The 20,616-nt window shown below is 64.1% G+C and carries 10 protein-coding genes; 9 read left to right on the top strand and 1 reads right to left on the bottom strand.

The genetic code is table 11. From position 1 onward, the window contains the following. The first annotated feature begins 13 nt into the window (after nt 1-13). Genes PHO31112_RS20910 through PHO31112_RS20920 form a run of 3 tightly spaced genes read left to right on the top strand, consistent with a single transcriptional unit; the run spans nt 14 to nt 2,159 of the window. Complete coding sequence (locus PHO31112_RS20910) at nt 14-577, top strand: isochorismatase family protein (RefSeq protein ID WP_150622683.1); 564 nt, start codon at nt 14-16, stop codon at nt 575-577. 2 nt (nt 578-579) lie between these two features. Next, nucleotides 580-909, top strand: coding sequence for a hypothetical protein (locus PHO31112_RS20915; protein WP_150622685.1), 330 nt, complete (start codon nt 580-582; stop codon nt 907-909). Continuing rightward, entirely contained in the window at nt 906-2,159 is a 1,254-nt protein-coding gene (locus PHO31112_RS20920) for an MFS transporter (RefSeq protein WP_217427058.1), read from the top strand. The genes PHO31112_RS20915 and PHO31112_RS20920 overlap by 4 nt, the downstream gene beginning before the upstream one ends. A gap of 298 nt (nt 2,160-2,457) precedes the next feature. Here PHO31112_RS20920 and PHO31112_RS20925 read toward each other — a convergent pair whose 3' ends face one another. After that, on the bottom strand, nt 2,458-3,390 hold the full coding sequence (locus tag PHO31112_RS20925) for an aromatic alcohol reductase (RefSeq protein ID WP_150622689.1): 933 nt from the start codon (nt 3,388-3,390) through the stop codon (nt 2,458-2,460). A gap of 130 nt (nt 3,391-3,520) precedes the next feature. Here PHO31112_RS20925 and PHO31112_RS20930 point away from each other — a divergent pair, with 130 nt between their 5' ends. From PHO31112_RS20930 to PHO31112_RS20955, 6 genes are all read left to right on the top strand, one after another. Beyond that, a complete protein-coding gene (locus PHO31112_RS20930) occupies nt 3,521-3,913 on the top strand; it encodes a winged helix-turn-helix transcriptional regulator (protein WP_246178435.1) in 393 nt (130 codons plus the stop codon). 193 nt (nt 3,914-4,106) lie between these two features. Continuing rightward, on the top strand, nt 4,107-4,838 hold the full coding sequence (locus tag PHO31112_RS20935; protein WP_150622693.1) for a TonB-dependent outer membrane receptor: 732 nt from the start codon (nt 4,107-4,109) through the stop codon (nt 4,836-4,838). Then, complete coding sequence (locus PHO31112_RS20940) at nt 4,835-5,341, top strand: RNA polymerase sigma factor (protein ID WP_150622695.1); 507 nt, start codon at nt 4,835-4,837, stop codon at nt 5,339-5,341. Before PHO31112_RS20935 ends, PHO31112_RS20940 begins: the two co-directional genes overlap by 4 nt. A 127-nt stretch (nt 5,342-5,468) precedes the next feature. Further along, on the top strand, nt 5,469-6,461 hold the full coding sequence (locus tag PHO31112_RS20945; RefSeq protein WP_150622698.1) for a FecR family protein: 993 nt from the start codon (nt 5,469-5,471) through the stop codon (nt 6,459-6,461). Nucleotides 6,462-6,761: 300 nt separating this feature from the next. After that, the gene (locus PHO31112_RS20950) at nt 6,762-19,400 is read left to right on the top strand and encodes a filamentous haemagglutinin family protein (RefSeq protein WP_150622700.1); all 12,639 of its coding nucleotides are present in this window, start codon (nt 6,762-6,764) and stop codon (nt 19,398-19,400) included. Nucleotides 19,401-19,671: 271 nt separating this feature from the next. After that, nucleotides 19,672-20,301, top strand: a complete 630-nt coding sequence (locus tag PHO31112_RS20955) for a hypothetical protein (RefSeq protein ID WP_150622702.1) — start codon at nt 19,672-19,674, stop codon at nt 20,299-20,301. Nucleotides 20,302-20,616 lie beyond the last annotated feature (315 nt).

Genomic DNA, 20,616 nt, shown 5'->3' on the forward strand with positions numbered 1-20,616 from the left:
TTTCAGGATAGATATGGCCATCACCACGCTTGATCCAAACACTGCCCTTATCATCGTCGACCTGCAAAAGGGGATCGTCGGCTTCCCCTTCGTTCACCCCATAGACAAGGTCGTGGAGCGCTCGCGAGCATTGCTCGGCGCGTTTCGTGGGCGCGGCTTGCCTGTCGTACTCGTCAATGTCGCCGGCGGCGCACCGGGCCGCACTGAGCAGCCTCGCCGCAGCGAACCGTTCCCGGCCGGATGGACTGATCTCATCCCCGAACTCGACCAGCAGTCTGGCGACATTGTCGTGACGAAGCGGACCTGGGGCGCGTTCGCCAGCACCGACCTCGAAAACCGGTTGAAGGCGGCGGGCGTCACCCAGGTGGTCGTCACGGGTGTCGCCACCGGAACCGGTGTCGAGGCGACCGCTCGCCAGGCATATGAGCAGGGATTCAATGTCACCCTGGCCATCGACGCCATGACTGACGCGAGCCTTGAGACGCACGACTACAGCATCAAGAACGTCTTCCCGAGGCTGGGAGAGACGGGTACCGCCCAGGAAATCGTCGATTTGCTCGGAACGAGGAGCGTCTGAAAATGGAATGGCTGCATCTGGTGTCCTATTTCTTCGGCGGTGCCTTTCTCACGAACGCGGTGCCGCATTTCGTCAGCGGTGTGATGGGAAAGCGCTTCCAGAGTCCGTTCGCCAAGCCGCTGGGGCAGGGGCTTTCCTCCCCGACCGTGAACGTGCTCTGGGGCTTTTTCAATATCATCGTCGGCTACGTGCTCGTCTGCCGCGTTGGTGATTTCGAATTGAAGATCACGGGCGATGCCATTGCGTTCGCGCTCGGCATTCTGGTCATTGGGCTGCTTAGCGCGCGGCTATTTGGCCGCCCACACGGTGGCCATAGGCTTGGGCGTTCCTGAGCGCAATGGCCACCGGTGTCTTTCGTTCGCTAAGGGGCTACAACTATCGGGTCTGGGCGGCCGGCGCGTTGGTTTCCAACGTAGGCACCTGGATGCAGCGTGCGGCTCAGGACTGGCTGGTGCTGACTCAACTCACGCACCACAGCGCCTCGGCCGTGGGTACGGTGATGGCGCTCCAGTTCGGGCCACAGCTTCTGCTCCTGCCCTGGACGGGCTTCGCGGCAGATCGCTTCAGCCAGCGCAAGCTCCTCATGGCGACTCAGGCAACGATGGGAGCGCTTGCCTTGGCATTGGGAGTGCTCACCGTCACGAGCGTCGTCCAGCTCTGGCACGTCTATGTCTTGGCTTTTCTGTCCGGTTGCGCGGCGGCCTTCGATGCGCCCGTGCGCCAGACTTTCGTGGCAGAACTGGTCGGCGATGCGGATCTGTCGAACGCCGTTGCGCTCAATTCGACCTCGTTCAACGCCGCGCGGATGATCGGCCCCGCGGCGGCCGGCGTGGTCATCGCTTCGGTCGGCACCGGTTGGGCTTTCCTGATCAACGGTGCCAGTTTTGTGGCGGTTCTCGCCTCCTTGTCGTTGTTGCGCGTCTCCGAACTGCGTCTCAGCGCGAGGGCTCGCCGCAGCAAGGGCGGCTTCACCGAGGGATTTCGCTATGTCTGGTCCCGACCGGACCTCAAGGCAATCCTGGTCATGCTGTTCCTGATCGGCACGTTCGGCCTGAACTTTCCGATCTTCATCTCGACCATGGCCGTGGGGGTCTTCCACACCGATGCACGCGGCTACGGTCTCTTGTCGTCGATCATGGCCATTGGCACGATCTCGGGCGCTCTGCTTGCCGCTGGTCGTAGCAGCCCGCAGTTCGTGTCGTTATTGATCAGTACCCTGTCTTTCGGGTTGGGCTGCACGTTGGCCGCCATTGCCCCGAACTATTGGCTGTTCGCCGGCGCGCTGGTCGTCATCGGGGTGGCCGCCTTGACCTTCACCAACACGACCAACAGCCTGATGCAGCTCTCGACCGAGCCCGCCATGAGAGGGCGGGTGATGGCGCTCCGTTTGGGTATCGCACTTGGGGGCACCCCGATCGGGGCTCCGATCGTGGGTTGGGTCGCCGACCATGCCGGCCCGCGTTGGTCGCTGTGCGTCGGCGCGGCATCGGGTCTTGGCGCGGCCATCGTGGCCGCTTACGCTTTGCGCCGGCGGGTTCATCGACCTCGGCAATGTCACCTCGAAGGGCAAGGCCTTCCTTGACGAGCCCGATGCGGGCCGACTGCCCGCCAGCGACTTGTTCCCGCCGCCATTGAATGTCAGTCGGAGGGGGGAACGGAATTGTCGCACTCCGATGTCATCATCCGTATTTTCCAGCGTTGCATGCTGCATGGGCGACTGACGCGTGCCGTCCGGCGCTTTGCCTGACGCGCTGCCTTTTCGGAAGCCGGGAGCATGCATCTTGCGTCTGTACTTGCCTGGTCTGTGCCGCCGGGGAAGCACGGCGGCGCCGATCGTTTCCGTGTCCATCGGCGGTGTGGACCTCCATCGGCACCTGCGATCACGACATCCGGTCGTTGCCGCGGTCTCGCCAATCGCGCAACCATGTCGCGAGATCCGTGACTGGCATGCCCAGTTTGTCGTTGAGTGTCTGGTCTTTCGGCCAGGCAACGCCATCGTTCCGCGCGAAGGCGACCCGGTACTTGCGCATCCCGTCGTCGGGATGTGCCGCCGCATCGGCTTTCAGTTGCGGCACGCGCCAGAGTTCCCGTTTGAAGGGACGGCCAAGCACAGTCTCCAACGTGTCGGCGAGTTCGCGATAGGTGAACGTGTCGCCCGCCAGATGCACGACCTTGTCATCGAAGGCTGGCCGGGACGACGCGATCAGGGCGGTCAACCGGCCAACGTCGTGCGGTGTTGTGACGGTCAGCCTGTAGTCCCAGTCACCCAGTGCGTGCACGGTGTCCTGTTCGAGGTCCACCAGACCAAATGCCGGCAAAACGACGAAACTGGTGAACATCCCGGTCGACACAATCGTCCAGCGTACTTTGTCCTGATTGCGCAACATCTCGCGCACGTCCAATTGCTCATCCCAGACATCCTGGCCGCTGCCCCGGCCGACGACGTCGTAATCCACGCCGAATTGCCAGGGGATGTAATGCGCAACCCCTGCGGCCAACACGGCAGCGGTTATCTTGCGTTGAGTGCCGAGGCCACCGACGAAGCCGGTGCAGCAGATGATCTGGCCGAATGCGGAGAAAACGGTGGCCAGCGCTTCCTCGCTGGCGACGGCGAGGTCCACCTCGACAACGTCGATTCGAAGCTGGCGCATCATGGCGACGGAGGCGGCGTTGGCACCCGGGCGCAGCAGAACGCTGACGGAGGCCGCCTGGCCTGCGTCGCGAAGTCTGGCGAGTTCGCGTAACACGCTCGCACCGAGTTCCCCTGCGCCGAGCACCAGGGTGGGGCCTTTCAGCGAGATTTGAATGGGCATTTGCAACTCCTGTTGAGTTGCGAATAATAGGAGCGTTATGGACCCGCGAGAAGAAGGCACACCCGTGATACCGCCGCAGATTCCCTCATTTGATGAACTCCTTCGACAATCGCAAGAGGCTTGCGACGCATTGAGCACAGACGACGACGGCCTCAAGCGCGAGATACTGACGCATGCGGGGAATCGCTGGTCGCTGGGCGTGGTGCATGCCTTGGGGGTGGCGGGCACGTTGCGCCACGCGGCGCTTGCACGCAGGCTCGATGGGGTGACGCAGCGCATGTTGACGAGGACCCTGCGTCAGTTGGAGCGCGACGGTTTGATCGTCAGGCACGACCATGGCGAAGTGCCGCCGCGCGTCGATTATCGTCTGAGCGAGTCAGGACGAGGACTGCTGGCGGGCATGCTCCCGCTCTGGCGATGGGTTATCGACAATGCGGCCGGTTTTCGCGATGCCCGGCAGCGTTACGACGAGAAATCGTCATCGAAGCACCCGCCGACAGAATCGTCGCGGCGGCAGGAATAGTTCGCTTCACCCGCTACCCGCTACCCGTAGCTATCGAGATTCCATTCGACACCCGAACTTTTCGCAGACCTTAAAACACGGCGCCCAATGCCGTTTGTCACCGAAAGTTCATGTCGGACAGGTAACCTGACTCGCATTTGCCAAAGGTTTGGTTCACGCGGCCCTTGGTGTTTGGACGGGCGCGCGACAGAAGATGACAGCCGATCGGGCATCGACAAGTTGGCTGGCGCTGGCGGGATGTTCGATTTTCCTGGCGCTGACTTCGGCGCTTTCGCCGGTGCGTGCGAACCCCGCAATAGGGCAGGTCGCGCCGGTGCAGGAGACCGAATCACGCATCGACTTCGATATTCCGGCGTTAGCGCTGACCGAGGCGCTCCAGCGCTACGGCGCCACCGCGCGTCAACCGGCGCTCTATCGCAGTGAAATCCTCGCGGGACAAATCTCAACGGCCGTTCAGGGCAGATATTCGCCCGAGGCCGCCCTGCATAAATTGCTCGAAGGCACGGGCCTGACGGCCGAGAAATTCAATATGGGGCAAAGCAGCGCGTTCATCCTGAAGTCAGCGAGTGATAGTGCCGCCGTGCCGTCGCCCAATGGGCTGGGCAATCTGACCGGCTATCCCGGATTTGTGCAGGCACGCGTCTGGCAGGCGTTGTGTGGTAATCCGCTGACCGTGCCCGGCCGCTATCGTGCCGTGCTGCGCTTCGAGCTCGACGCCTCCGGCCATATCCAGCATCCCCGCCTGATCGGCTCGACGGGCGACCGTCGCCGGGACATTGCAGTGCTCGAAACGCTACGTGACCTCCGAATGGACGCCGTACCGCCCAAGGACATCGCGCAACCCGTCACGATGCTGTTGCTGCCGCGCGATGCCGAATTCGGCATGTCGTGCGACGCCGACCCGGCTGCCAGGGCGGGTTCATGAGCGACGACACGCCGCCGATGGTGCTGGTGGACTATCTCACCAAGCACTACACCACGCTCAAGTCGCGCATGACACGCCTGCTGGGCAACGGCGATCTCGCCGGCGATGCGCTTCAAGACACCTGGCTGCGCGTGCACAGTCGCGAGGAAGACGAACCGATCCATAGTCCGGCAGGCTACCTGTTGCGCATGGCCGTCAATATCGCCGTCGACATACAGCGCCGTCAGGGGCGAGCCCTGCCGCTCGACGAAATCGCCGAACTCATGGACATGGCCGATCCCTCACCCGGACCGGAGCAGATCGCGGAGGCGCGTTCCCGCGTGGAGGCGCTGCGTCAGTTCATCGACGGCATGCCCAAACGGCGTCGCCAGATTGTGCTGATGGTCCATTGGGACGGACTGGAACAAAAGGAAGTGGCCCGGCGGCTCGGCGTTTCGCTGCGTACGGTCGAGTCTGATCTGAAGCGGGCGCACGACTACCTGATCGCCCGGAAAGACCGATGATGAAAATAGTCTGCGGTTCCCCAGGGCGCTCGTTCGTCCTTGCATATGAGGCCAAATTTCAGGCAGCCCGCCTGCCATCCGTGCATGCCCAGTCCTTCCCGGATGGCGCAGGCTATGGGGCAAACGCATGAGTTCCGCTGACGACAACCGCGTCCCGTCGCCGGGCGACCTCGAGCGTCAGGCATGGGCATGGCTGCGTCGTCTAAGCTCGGGTGACGTCACGTCGTGGGATGCCGACGCGTTCAAGCGCTGGCTGCACACCAGTCCGGCGCATCACGCCGCCTTCAGCGAGGCCAGACAGGCGTGGGCGTTGCTCAAGCCTGCCGCTCGCGAGGTGCTGGAGAGCAATCCCGAAGCCGCCCGGCAGCATGTGCGCGCGCTGAATGGACCGAATCTCGGTCGCCGCGCGTTTCTCGGTGCGGCCGCGAGCGCTGCCGTGGTCGCTGGCGTTGCCGTGCTGCATCCCCCGGCAGGCCTTTGGCCCGCCCCGGCTGAGTGGGGGGCTGATTTCCGCACGGCGACCGGCGAGCAGCGCACGATCCCGGTGGCGTCGAGGGTGAATGTCATGCTCAATACCGAGACCAGCATTCGCCGGGAAACCGCTGGTGCGCAAACGGTCGGTATCCGGCTGCTGACAGGTGAGGCTGCGGTCGACGTGGCGGCGGGCGGTGCCGCCTTTGCCGTCGTCGCCGGTGCGGGGCGCAGCGAAGCCAATGCGGGACGTTTCGAAGTACGCCGCCAGACGAGCGGTGTTTGCGTGACGTGTATCGACGGGACCGTGAGCGTCGATCACCCCGCCGGCCGCCATGTCTTGAGGGCCGGCGATCAGACCGTCTACGACGACGCGACGGTCGGTCGCGTCAGACGTGTTGCGGTGGCCGATGTCTCCGCATGGCGCAACGGTATGCTGGTGTTCCGCGAGACGCCGCTCAGTCAGGTACTCGACGAGATCAACCGTTACCGGCGCGGCAGGGTGGTGCTGATGAACGCATCGCTGCGTAGCCAGCCCGTGAGCGGGAGCTTCGACATTACGTTGCTGGATATGGCCGTGGCGCAACTGGAGCGCACTTTCGGCCTGAATGCCCGCGCATTGCCGGGTGGATTGGTCGTACTTTCCTGACGTCTTCGCAGCGACGTGGCTACCGTGTCGCTGTCTCTTACAGAAAAAGTTCATCGAAATATTCTGCGGGTGGATGGGTCCGCCGTTCGTCCTTGAGCATGGGGTTACGTTGTCATCATGACGATATGTCGCCGGTGTCCGGCGTACCCCGGTGAACAGGACTGCCCGGCACGGGGCGGGCAGTCGAGTGGTACGGACCCTCTACCGGCAGGATTTGAGATGAGCACACGCGGGCACACGGGCGCAACACAAAAAGTACGGTATCCTAAACAACTGAGAAACGTGTTTCGCGCAGCACCGATGACGCGTGCGATTGCCATGGCGCTGGCCACGGGGGGCATGTTCGTCGATGCGCACGCGCAACAGGCGTTCAGCGCAGGTTGGTTTGCCGCTCGGGGCGCTGCACAGAATACGGCGACGCAGACCGGCAGACTGCCTAACGGTATGCCGGTCTCCTCGTTGAATACCCCGTCCGAGCAACAGCGTCTGGCCAACGTTCAACTGCGGCGCTCCATCGATAATCTGGGTACCGCTGCGCAGGCCATCGCGGCGCAGCAATCGATGCAGGCTGCGGCCAGGCAGGCTGCGCAGAACGACGCCTCGGCGCCCGACGGCTTGGCCTCCGGCGGGCTGAAAGTCGACACCAACAGCCTGACGCGGGGTTGGATCAACGCCAACGCACCGACCCAGACCGCGTCCGGCGGCAAGACCACGGTGTCGGTGCAGCAAACCGCCGACAAGGCCATTCTGAACTGGGAGACGTTCAACGTCGGCAAGAACACTACGGTCGCTTTCGAGCAGCAGCGCGACTGGGCAGTACTCAATCGCGTGAACGATCCGCAAGCCCGGCCGAGCGTGATTCAGGGGCAGATCAAGGCAGATGGCACGGTGCTGATCGCCAACCGGAACGGTGTTGTGTTCACGGGGTCGAGCCAGATCGACACGCGAAATCTCGTGGCGGCGGCGGCCAACATCAGCAATGACCAGTTCCAGAACAATGGCATCTACGGCACGGGGACCAGCACCCCGACGTTTACCGAGGCCGCAGGCAAAGTCCAGGTCATGGCGGGCGCGCAGATCGCGACGCGCGCGCCGGGCGCGTCGACCGACGGTGGCGGCTACGTATTGCTGCTCGGTAAGGAAGTGCACAACGCAGGCGACATCGCCACGCTCAAGGGGCAGGCGGTGCTGGCGGCGGGCGACAGCTTTGTCATCAAACGCGGTGTCGGGACGAACAGCAACCCGGCGTCGACCACACGCGGCAGCGAGGTCACGCCGCAATTCGCCGCCAACAGCGCGGCCGGGCTCGTGACCAATTCGGGCCTGATCATGGCTCGCGAGGGAGATGTCACGCTCGCCGGGCGCGACGTCCAGCAGAATGGCGTGGCGATTGCCACCACATCGGTCAACACGCGCGGCACGCTCCATCTGTTGGCTGTGGGGGCTGATAGCAAGATCGCTGTTGGGCGCGGGGCGACGACCGCCATCGTGATCGATGGCAGCGGCAGCGCGCTGGACAGCCAGCGCAGCGCTTTACTCGGGCCGCCCGTCGAGGGGGCCTATAACATCACACCCGTCGACGACCGGCGCGACCAGTCGCGTATCGAGATCACCAGCGCGGGCTCCGTCGACTTCCTGCCGGACTCGCTGACGCTGGCGACCGGCGGACAGATCATCGTCAACGCGGCGACTCGCAGTCTGGTGCGCGACGGTGCCCAACTCGATGTCTCCGGGGCCGTCGGCGTCAATCTGTCGATGGAGAGCAACAACGTCAAGGTCAACGTTCAGGGCAACGAGCAGCGCGACGCGCCGGGCAATCGCGGCAGCAAACTGCTCAACAGCAACGACGTGTGGATCGACCGCCGCAAGGTCGTCTTCGTTCCGAAGGGGACGAATGGTTACGACAGCGACCGCTGGTACACGGCAGGCGGCCTGCTCGAAGTCGGCGGCTACCTCGGTACCCAGGGACATAGCATTGGCGAATGGATGGCGCAGGGCGGCACGCTGACTTTCGGCGGCGCGGACGTCGTTACGCAATCGGGCTCCAACATCAATTTGTCGGGTGGCACGTTCAATGTGCAGACCGGCTATCTGAAGCAGACTTGGCTCAAGGGTGCCGACGGAAGTCTGTACGAAGTATCGAAGGCCCCGGCCGACCTGCTTTACACCGGCATTTACAAGGGCTTCGAGGATGTCCACGCCCGCTGGGGGGCGAGCGCGACTCGCTACTACGCCACACCGTTCATCGCGCCGTCGACACGCCTTGAGAATGGCTACACGGTCGGTCGCGACGCCGGGCGCCTCGTGGTCTCGACCAAGAGCGCTGTGCTCGAAGGCGGCATTGCCGGCGACATCTTCCAGGGCGCTCGCCAGACACAGGCCCCGGCACCAGATCTCGACGGGTACAACCAGTCACAGAACGCGGTCGCCCGCCGAGGGCAGTTGATCGTCGGCAAGTCTCAGTCGATGTACGACAAGACTAGTGGCCTGCTCTACGACAACCTGAGTGCGATGATGAACGAGGTCGACTTGCGCGACACGCAAGCGCGCGTGGCGGCAGGGTTGGATCTCACCGCGGCGATCCCTGTCGGGCGTCAGGGCAAGTTGGTGCTCGACACGTCGCTTCTCAACGGTTTCTCGCTCGGGGCGATTCGCGTTGCCGCCAAGGATCGGATCGAGGTCGGCGGCGACCTTCGCGTGGCCTCGGGTGGCCTCGTCACCCTGTATGGCAACGACGTTGCGGTGAACGCCAACGTGACCGCGCACGGCGGCCGTATTCAGATCGGCAGTCTGCTGAGCCAGATGGATGCGAACGGCCTCGTGAACACCACGGTCAATCCCGTTACGCCTGTGGGCAACGTAACGGTGGCCAAGGGCGTGAAGCTCGATGCGAGCGGCCGGTGGAGCAATCTCGTGACGGACCCCGACCGGATCGATGGCCTGCCTTATCGAGAGGGTGGCAGCGTTGCCCTTCGCGGCAGCGGCGATCTCACTCTGGGGCAGGGCAGCCTCGTCGACGTGTCTTCCGGCGCGACACTCGCGAGCGACGGGAAATTGCAGGGCGGGCGCGGTGGCGATGTCACGCTGGCCGCCACGGGAAGCAACGCGTCGCTGACGCTGAGTGACGGCGCCAACGTGCGCGCTTACGGTTTCAGCGGCGGCGGCACGCTCGACTTGCTGTCGCACAAGGTGGTGATCGGCGAGGCACCGGCCACGCCGGAAGCCGGCACGCTGACGCTTGGCAGCGACTTCTTCAACAAGGGCTTTTCGAGCTATCGGGTCAACGGCGCCGTAGGCGTGAGCGTGAACGACGGCGCTCATGTCGATGTGACGATGCCCGTTTATCGACGGGCCGACGCAACACGCGATCTGATGTCGAGCGATTTGCGCGACAGTTTCACGGTGTGGACGCCGCCGTTGTATCAGGAGAACGCCGCCAAGGCGGTGCTCACCCAGCGCAAAGGCGCCAGTCTTGCCCTCCAGACCGGTAACTACCTCTCCACGGCGGCGGACATGGAGACGGCTCAGTTGGTCGTCGGCAAGGGGGCGGTCGTCAGTGTCGATCCGGGACAGTCGATTGCCTTGAGCGGCATCGGCCAGATCACGGTCGACGGCACGCTCAACGCCTGGGGCGGCAACATCACGTTGGGCGACATGAAGGACAATGCCGTGGTGGCCGAGACGGTCAACGCGCAGGGGCATGCCCGCTCGATCTGGGTTGGCGAGAGCGCCGTGCTGGACGTGGCGGCCCGGGCGGCGACGGCGAGCGACGTGCGTGGCAATCCCTACGGACTGGTGCGCAACGGCGGCAATATCGTCATCGGCGCAGAGATCGATCATGTTAACGGCAGCGCGACAGGCACGCACCTGTTCGTGGTCGTGCGTAACGGTGCCGTACTCGATGCCTCCGGCGCGCAGGCGATGCTCAACGTCGACGGACAGGGCGTAAGACAGGTCACGACCAACGGCGGCAATATCTCGATTGCGTCGAACAATGGCCTGTATCTGGACGGTGCGTTCAGAGCAGTTGCCGGTGGTGCTGGTGCGACGGGGGGCACATTTTCCGTTGCGCAGGTGAGTGCGGCCTATCTGAAGCAAGCGGCGACCGAGCGCGTGCTTGCATCGCGCGAATGGACTGTTGAGCAAGTCCAGAGCGAGGGCCCCTTGCACGGCATGCTGACGCCCGCGCAGGCCGCCGCCGCACTGACTTATGGGTACGGCCGATTGTCCGTGGCACAGATCGAGGCAGGCGGCTTCGGTAACTTTTCCATCCTCGGGCAAGTCGGATTTGCTGGCGATGTTTCGCTCAAGCTCAACCAGAATCTGCAGATCTACGGCGGCCTCACGACGGCGAAAAATGCTGCCGCGCCGTCGAACGTCCACTTCGATGCGTCGTACCTGCGTCTGGCTCAGGCACGTTTGAACACTCGGGACGGGTACGTAGTCCCGGGCGAGGTAACGCCTGTGCCGCGCCCGCTCATTGGCAAACTGGATGCGAATGCCAACCTCATCGACGTACGCGGCGGGGTGGCCGTCGACGCCGGTAACATTGAATTGACCAGTCGTGGCGACTTGCGGTTTATGCCTACTAGCGACGGTTGGAAGGGCGGGGAGCCCGTCACGGTGCTGTCCGGCCCCGGAGACATCACGCTTCGCGCCGCGCAGTTGTACCCGGGCACCGGCGCAGGTGCCGCTGTCAGAGCCGGCTACAGTGTTGTCAAGGGGCTGGCCGGCTACGACCCGACGCGTAAGCTGAGTGTCGCGCGCACCACCGATGTCATCCCGGAACTCCCATATTCGGCATTCGGCTCGCTGTCGTTGCTGGCCGCGAACGTGGAACAAGGCGGTGTGGTCCGTGCGCCATTGGGACGCATTCAGCTTGGCACGCCGGGTTACGACGGCGCGAACAGCCTGACCGTCCGTCTTTTGCCCGGCAGCGTGACATCCGTGAGTGGTGCCGGTCTCACCATGCCCTATGGGGGCACGCTCGACGGTCAAAGCTGGACCTACAACGGCAAGGACGTCACCTTCCCGGGCGCGGGCGGTGTCGTCGGCTTGGTATTGGCGGGGCAGTCGGTCAGCGTCGAGCGCGGCGCGCTGGTCGACCTCTCTGGCGGTGGCGACCTCGTGGGTGCCGGCTTCGTTTCGGGGCGCGGCGGTTCGACCGACGCGCGCTTCTATCCGCTGATGCAGGTCGGTGCGAATGGCGGATTCGTCTTGCCGGACTCGAAGACCAACCCCGTCTACGCCATCGTTCCCGGCATGCAAAGTGCCTACGCACCGTCGGCGGGCGGCACCAGCGATCCGGCCATCGGCCGCCAGATCACTATCGGCGCCGGCGTGCCCGGTCTGCCTGCGGGCACCTATACGTTGATGCCTTCGACTTACGCACTGCTGCCGGGCGCGTTCCGCGTCGAAGTCAACGGACGTGCGGGACAAGGTGCGGGCGCATCGGCGCAGGCCATGCGCAACGGCTCGTGGTCCGCTGCCGGAACCCTGTCGACGGCGGGCACCGGGTCTCGCAACAGTCTCGCCAGTCAGATGATCCTGACACCGGCGAACGTGTTGCGCACCTATTCGCAATACAACGAGACCGACTATGCCACGTTCGCGATAGCCGATGCGGCGCGGCGTGGCATTCCGCGTTCCGCGTTGCCGGTCGACGCCAGAACGCTTCAGTTGGCGCTACAGCCGGGCGCCGGTGCCAATGCCTTCCGTTTCGACGGCACGGGCCGTTTCGATGCGGCGCAAGGCGGCTACGGCGGCACGGTGTCGGTATTGACGCCGAGGGGAAGCGCCGGGATTCAGGCGCTGGAAGTCGTGGCCGCGAACGCCAATGCCACGCCCGGATTCAGGGGGGTCACGCTGCGCGTGGACAGCCTGAATCATATCGGCGCGTCACGCATCGTGCTTGGCGGTACGCCGGCGACAACCTACGATCAGGGTGGCAACTACATCAGCTTCGGCTATGACATGCCCGAGCAGCTCTATTTGCGCAGCGGCGCGATATTGTCGGCACCGGAGGTGTTCCTCGTGGCGGCGGACAATCCCGGAAATCTGCTCGCGGGTGGTCTGATTCGCGTGGAGCAGGGGGCGGGCATCAACACGCTCGGCCGGGGCAAGGTCGCTTACGACGCGAACGACGGATTTATCTATCAGGCAGACGGCTACGTACTCGCGGCGTCCAACGGGCTGGTGAATCTTTTGCCGCCCAGCGCTGCCGCGCGAGGGGGGATCGAAATCGGCAACTGTCCCGGTGGCGCATGCACCGGCACGACAACGCTCTATTCCGAAGGAACGATCGCTGCGGCGACGACCGGTTCGTTCACGCTCGACGACGCTGTGCGCTACGGCACACGCAATCTCACGCTTGCGGTGGGCGCCATCAACGTCGGTACCTCGCAAGCGCTTGCCGAAGCGCAGGCGAACGGTACCCGCGCGAACGGTTTGGCGATGAACCAGAATCTCATGGACCGACTGCTGCGAGGAGACACGTCGACAGGTGCTCCGGCATTAGAGACGCTGACGCTGAGCGCGGCAAACAGCGTCAACTTCTACGGCGATGTCACGCTCGATACCTACGACAAGACAACCGGCAAATCCGTGCTGAGCCGTCTGGTGCTCACGACGCCGGCCATCTACGGGCAGGGCAATGGCGCAACGGCGGCCACTATCCGTACCGCTAACCTGGTCTGGGGCGGGGCGCAGAGCGAGCCCGGCGCCGTGATTGCCAACGGGGCAGGCACCGGCAGCGGCACGTTGAATCTGGAGACGGAGCGCTTCGAGTTCGGTTTCGGACCGTTTTCGCAGCCGAGCAGTATCAAGTCGTACGATCGTCTGGCGCTGGGTTTCGCCAACGTCAACATCAGCGCCAGCGATCGCATGACATCGAACCACAAGGGCAGCTTGTCGGTGTATCAGTCAAAGGGCGCCTATGACGCGTTGAGCGGCTTCCAGTACAGCGGCGGTAACCTGAACCTGACGGCGCCGCTCCTGACGGGGGCGGCCGGTTCCTCGAACCGGATCACCGCTGGCGGCGCAGTTTCCGTGGTGGCGCCCGCAGGTGCGGTGCCGGTCGATCGTTCGCGGGATACCGACGCGCTGGGCGCAGATCTGACACTGCACGGCGATAGCTTGCGTGTGGCGACGGCCGTGGTGCTGCCCAGCGGCAAGCTCACGCTGATTGCCGATAAGGATCTGACGCTGGCCGACGCCGCACAGATCGATCTGGCAGGGCGTAAACGCAGCTTCTTCGACGTCGATAAATTCACCTGGGGAGGCGACGTTGTGCTGGAGAGCCGTGGTGGCAACATCTTCCAGTCAGGCGGGTCGAGCATTGATCTGTCGGCCATCAACAGCAGCGCAGGCACGCTAAAGGCCATCGCCCTCGATGCAGCATCGGGGCAAGTGAATCTGGAAGGCCGGATTCTTGGCAACAGCAGCGGCCACTACGATGCCGCCGGCACGTGGGTTCCGTTCAAGCAGGGCAGAGTGGAGATCCGTGCGCAATCGCTGGGCGCCGGGTCGCCGGATGCGCAGTTCGCGGCGCTCAACACGCGGCTGAATGACGGCGGCGTGTTTGGCGGGCGCAGCTTCCAGCTCAAGCGCGGCGACCTCACCATCGGCAGTGAACTCAAAGCGGGCGACGTCAACGTGTCGGTCGATAACGGCAGTCTGACGGTCGCCGGCGTCATCGACGCCAGCGGCGAGCGTGTCGGATCGATCCGGCTGGCGGGGAAAAACGGTCTCACGCTGGCCGATACCGCGGTGCTCGATACGCACAGCACCGTATTGCGCGTGGACAGTTACGGCAAGATCATCGACAGCCCGAACCGAGCCATCGTCGAACTCAGTTCGGGCAACGGCACCCTCACCTTGGGGCGCGGCGCACAGATTGACTTGCGTCATGGCACGAATGCGGCGTTCGGCACGGCAGCGGGGCAGAACGATGGTGCACCGCGCGGCACGCTCACGCTGAACGCGCCGCGCCTGGGGAGTCAGGGCAGGGTGGACGATGCCGATGCCGGCACCTACGGTGACGTTGCCATCGACGCCCGTAGCGGTCTGATCATTCGCGGGGCCAAGTCCATTGCACTGAACGGCATGCAGCGGTACGACGACGCCCCATACGCCACGCTCAAGGATGCCAATGGCAACGTCGCGCTCGATGCGACCGGCAAGCCGGTGCTGGAACTGGCGGCCGGCGGCCGTCCGTATCAGGTGATCGATCAGGCGTACATGGACGGCAAGCACGCAGACAGTACGACCTTCATCGACCATGCGCTGGCGAACGGCAATCTGCTGAACGTGAAGATGGCGGGGCTCAATAACGCCAACTACCTCGACGCGTTGCATTTGCGTCCTGGCGTGGAGGTTGTGAGCAAGGCCGCCGACGGCGATATGATCGTTCGCGGTGACCTCGATCTGTCGGGCTATCGCTACGCGAGCCTCAATCCGCGCTCGGCGAAGACCAACGTCTACGGTTCCGGAGAGGTGGGCATGCTCACCGTGCGGGCGGGCGGAAATCTCGATATTTTCGGCAGCATCAACGATGGCTTCTCGCCGCCGCCGATCACCAAGGACGATAACGGGTGGAAGCTTCTGCCGGGCATGAACTTCGGTGGAGACGACATTGTCGTGCCGGGGCTGGGCGTGACGCTGGCCGACGGTACCGCGTTCCCCGCCGGGGCGATCCTCAACTACGACTTGCCGATCAAGGGCGTTGTCATACCGGCCGGTACGCGCATACTGGTGACAGTGACGCTCGACGCGCCTCTGATATTGCCCGCCGGTACGGTGCTCACGGGCGCTGTGCGTGACAGCGCGGGCAATGTCTTGTTTGCGGCAGGCACGCTGCTGAAGACGCCGGTAACGCTTGCGGCCGATTCCCGGGTCGACCCTGGTTCGGTGTTGCCGTTGGGCGTGAGCGCACGCGCCATGCTCTGGCCCAAGGGCGTGCCGTTGCCCGGAACGCCCGATTCTGGCGAAGGCGATCTGAAACGAAACGTGGTGTTGCTCGACGGGGCACACGCGCTTGCCACGGGGGCGGTGATCCCGTCAGGTACCAACGTGAAACTGCTCGCGGGCGTCGACTCAATCGAGCTGCGTCCGGAGATTGCCGGCCGGCAAGGTAAGTCGTGGGCCATTGCCCAGATGTTGCCCGAGGGATCTCAGTCGTGGTCGCTGCGGCTGGTCGCGGGGGCCGATACAACCGCGGCCGATAGCCGGATCGTACAAACGCGCCCGGTGCATGGGGACCTGCGGCTGGCGGACAGTCACTACGGCATGTACGGCAAGGGTGTGCCACCCAAGGGGGTTTCGTACTGGTCGCAGGAAGCGGCAGATCTGGGGATTAACGGCATTGTGGCAGGCGAAAAGATCGAAGAGGCCCTGCTCAAAGAGCTGGGTGTCAACTCCTCCGTCGATGAATTCTGCTCGGATTCACCGGCATATTGCGTCATCAAGGTCAGCTATACGTGGACGCAGCAAGGGATCGACGAATGGGGCGATCCGTCGCTCCATGTGGGGGACGTGTTGGACCCGGTCAAACTCGGCTGGCCGACGATGTGTGATGAGAACCCGGGGTGGTGTACCGCGCCGGGCATGACTTACAGCTACTACGCGACGAGTCAGCGTTTCAGCGTGTTGCGCACCGGCACGGGCGATCTTGAATTGCTCAGTGGCGGCAACATGCACGTGGATTCGTTGTACGGTGTCTACACCGCCGGTACGTCGTCGGACAAGACTCGTCCGGGTGATCCGTACAACCAGCCGCGAGCGAGAAGTGCGGCCGGCACTGTGCTCAACGAGCCCGCAGGCAACAATGAAGCGTTTGTCGACGGTGGCGCCGACAGCGTGTATCGCGCCTGGTATCCCGATCAGGGCGGCAATCTGTCGCTGCGTGTCGGCGGCAATCTGACGGGGTCGATACTGCAACCGAGCGCGTGGATCAGCCAGCGGCCGCTTCCGGGCGACGGTGGGTACGACAGCGCCAGCGTGAGCAACTGGTTATGGCGTCAGGGCAGCGATGGCGTGGCCACCGGCACCCAGGTGCAACCGACGGCGTGGTGGATCAACTTCGGCAGTTTTGTCAGCGCATTTGGCGGAGGCGTCAGCCGCCTGATCGGCTTTACGGGGTTCGGTACGCTGGGTGGGGGCAATCTGACGGCGCAGATCGATGGCGACGCGGGACAATTGACGAGGCTTGCCGGCAGCCGTTTCTCAGAGGGGGTGAACCCGCGCCCACAAGGGCTGGTGCTGGCCGTTGCGAGCACCGGCCGTGTCGCGGCGGACGGCAGCATGACGTTGACCGGTGGCGGCGACCTCGATTTGCGAGTGAGCGGCGCGGTGAATCCTGTCGGCAGTAATCTTATCGATCACGCGAACGGCGTGGTAAGCAACCTGCGCGGTCACACCGAGATCAAGGCCGGCCAACTGGGTACGATCGACCTCGTCTACGGCAACACGTGGTCAAAACATACGGCGGGCGAGACCCGCGCGTTCGATCCCTTCCGGTCCACGCGCGGCGACATGAGAGGCGGATTCACGTTAGTGCCGGGGGATTCGACGTTCAACCTGTCGACGCTGTCGGATCAGGTCACGCACGACGTCGCCGATCCCGGCCGGCTTCCAATGGACTATGCCTCGCCGTATGTCAGCAAGACGGGCATTTACGGTAGCGGCTGGAGCTGGTTCACCTTGTGGACGGATCGCACGGCTATCGATATGGTCACTGCGGGCGGCAACCTCACGCCGGTCAACACCACGGTCGGCACGTTGACGGATGAAGCCGTGATGTATCCGTCGACGCTGCGTGCTGTAGCGGCCAGTGGCAGCCTCTACTACAGTAAGCAGGGGCTCGTGCAGGGCGCCACCAACAACGCGTTCTCGTTCTTGCTGGCACCGTCGTCCGCTGGTGGTCAGTTGCAGTTCCTCGCCGCTGACTCGATCTACGCAGGGGGCTTCACGGTCAGCCAGTCCGGGGCGTCGAAACGCGCGATTGCGACGCCGCAACGGCCCGCGTATCTGTCCTGGTTGCTGCCCGTGGGCGGGTCGATGGCACCGACACCGGACGCCACCAATCTTTCTGGCGACGGTAATCGCGCGGCGCTCGGGAAGTTCCCGCTGTTCGCATTCGACGCGAATTCCGCGACGGGGCAACCGAATGCCGGCGCGGTCCCGGCGCTCTTCTATGCCGTGGATGGTGATCTGGTTGGGGTGAGTACCGGGCGGATCATCAAGTTCACCGGCACAGGCTCATTCTTCGAGCGGGAACCACGGCGCGGCCGAACCTGGTATGAGGGGGCGCAGCCGGTCCGGATGCTGGCGGGACGCGACATCGTGCGAAGTGGCAACCTGCTGCTTGAGGAAGGTTCAGGGGCCAATGCAACCGGTTTCGATTTCAGCTACACGGGCAATCTGTTCGTTCATAACAACGTGACCGACGTGTCGGTTGTCTCTGCCGGACGCGACATTCTCTACAGCTCATTCAATGTCGCCGGTCCGGGCACGCTGGATATCAGCGCCGGGCGCAACATTCTGATGGAGGACCGTGCTGCGGTGACTAGTGTCGGACCTGTCACGACGGCCGATACGCGTCCCGGAGCGAGCATCGCCATGCAGGCGGGCGTGGGCGCCAGGGGACTGGATTATCTCCAGTTCGTGAAACCCTATCTGGACCCGGCCAATCTGGCGCGCGTCGGCGTGCCGCTGGCCGATCAGGCGGGCAAGGTTGTGAAGACCTACGAAGCGGAATTGGCGACGTGGCTGGCCGAACGTTACGGCTTTTCGGGCATCGGAGACGAAGCCCGCGCGTACTACCTCGGATTGCCGGTGGAGCAGCAGAGGGTTTTTGCGCGCGATGTCTATTTCGCCGAACTCAAGGCTGGCGGGCGCGAGTACAACGATCCGGCCAGCCCGCGCTACGGCAGCTTCCTGCGCAGCCGCAATGCCATAACCGCGCTTGCCCCGGACGCCGATGCGAACGGCAATCCCGTGGCGTACGCGGGCGACATCCTGCTCTTCCGGGGGAATCAGGTGATCTGGGACCAGCAGAATCAGGTGAACATTTATCACCCGCGCAGCGGCTACATCCGCACCAACTATGGTGGTGGCATCCAGCTCCTCACACCGGGCGGACGACAGGTCTTCGGCATCGAGGGCGCGGCCCCCCCGGCGGAGTCCGGTGTGCTCACGCAGGGCGGCGGCAATATCGAGATGTTCTCGCATGGCAGCATCCTGCTTGGCCAGAGCCGGATCATGACGACGTTCGGGGGCGATATTCTCGGCTGGTCGTCGGAGGGGGATATCAACGCGGGGCGCGGTTCGAAGTCCACCATCGTCTATACGCCGCCCAAGCGTGAATATGACCCGTGGGGTAACGTGAAACTATCGCCGCAGGTGCCGAGCACCGGCGCGGGGATCGCCACACTTAACCCGATTCCGGAGGTGAAGCCGGGCGACGTCGATCTGCTGGCGCCGCTGGGAACGATCGATGCCGGCGAGGCGGGGATTCGGGTCTCGGGGAGCTTGAATCTGGTGGCGCCGCAAGTGATGAACGCAGCGAACATCCAGGTGCAAGGGAAGTCGACGGGCGTTCCGGTCATCGCTGGCGTGAACGTGGCGGCGCTGACCAACGCGAGCGCCAGTGCAGCGCAAGCAGCGTCCGCCGCGCAGGACGCCGTGCAGCGTGAGCGAAGTGCCGCGCGTGCATCGCAGCCGTCGATCTTCACGGTGCGCACGTTGGGGCAGGCGACTGCGCCGGAGGCGGGGGCAGGCGTTGGTACGGCGTTGCCGCTGCGATCGTCGTTTTCGCCCGAGACGGCTCGCTACAGCGCATCAAACCCGGTGCAGATCGTGGGGCTGGGCGCGAAGGTCGATCCGGCGCTCTGGGCACGTCTGAGCGACGCGGAACGCCTGGCGTTGCGGCAGGATCGATAGGTGGTGAGTGAAATGTGGCCATCAATCTGGCGCTCATGCGGGCTTTCCTGGACGCGGGCATCCGTTTCGCGATCCCGGCCTGCGTGCAATATCTTGCTCAAGCGTTCCGGCCCCTGGGGGTGTGTGCACCACACACTAGGTGCTCAGGGGGGGCGCGAGCCTGCTGGCATAAGCGTTGCGGCGTGGTAGGATCGTTCGTGTCCACGTGATTCAGATCGTGGCATCGATCCAATCCGGTCCCGTCTCGAGACGGGTACTTCAGGAGGCCAGTATGTCTGCAGAGCAAAAGACGTTACATCGCGGGTTCACCATCATCACCGTTCTCGAACGCCTATCGAAGGGCCGCGCACGGCTGTCGGCCAAGGTGCTTGCCAGCGACGAAGATCACAAGCGACGCCTCGGCGGAAAAAAGCTCCTGCAAGCCAAGCGCTGGTTCGATCACTTTGCCGATGATCTGGCCGCGCCGGTCATCGCCGGACTCAAGCACACCATCGATCTGGAGTTGGCCGCTGCTGCGAAGGCTGCATCGAAGACGCCCGCCAAGCCGGCAGCCCCCAAGGCTCCTAAAGCCACCAAGCCGGCTAAACCTGCGAAGGCCGTGAAGGCCGCCAAGCCGAAAAAAGCGGCGAAGGCGGACAAGCCCGATAAGGTGGTGAAGCCGCGCAAGTCGTCCAAAGCTGTCGCCGCGACGAAGCGGGTACAGGGGCTGAGAGTAGGCAATGGTTCGTCTGCCGCCGTAGGCGCGGCCAATGGCGCGGCGCGGGCAAAGTCGGTGAGAATGGCCAAACCCGTTGCGGCTGGCAGTGCCGCGAAAACGCGTAAGCGCACCGCGTCGTCAGCACCCGCCGGAGCATCGGCACCCAAGCCGTTCAAGACGGCACCGGGTCGTAGCACGACGTAGCGTTACACGAGGGCGAGCGGCGCATATCGGGAGCGATTGCCGCGACGTCACAAGACTTCTGTTCAACGGCGCGCGCCAGTCCGGCGACGCGCCGTTTTTCTTTGGGCCGATGAGCCGAAAGCGCTTGTATGCGGGGCGGGCGAATATGACGCCTCGCGTATTGGGCGGGGGATGGCGGATATCACGGTCACCGAATCGATTGCGGCACGGGCGACATATGCTGGGAATTTCATGTGTTGCAAACGCACCACCCGTGTACAGACTTTGTCGCGGACGTGTCAAAATGCTCCCGCTTTCCGATCACTAGCGGTGCTT

The organism is Pandoraea horticolens, from assembly GCF_902459555.1.
Lineage (GTDB): Bacteria > Pseudomonadota > Gammaproteobacteria > Burkholderiales > Burkholderiaceae > Pandoraea > Pandoraea horticolens.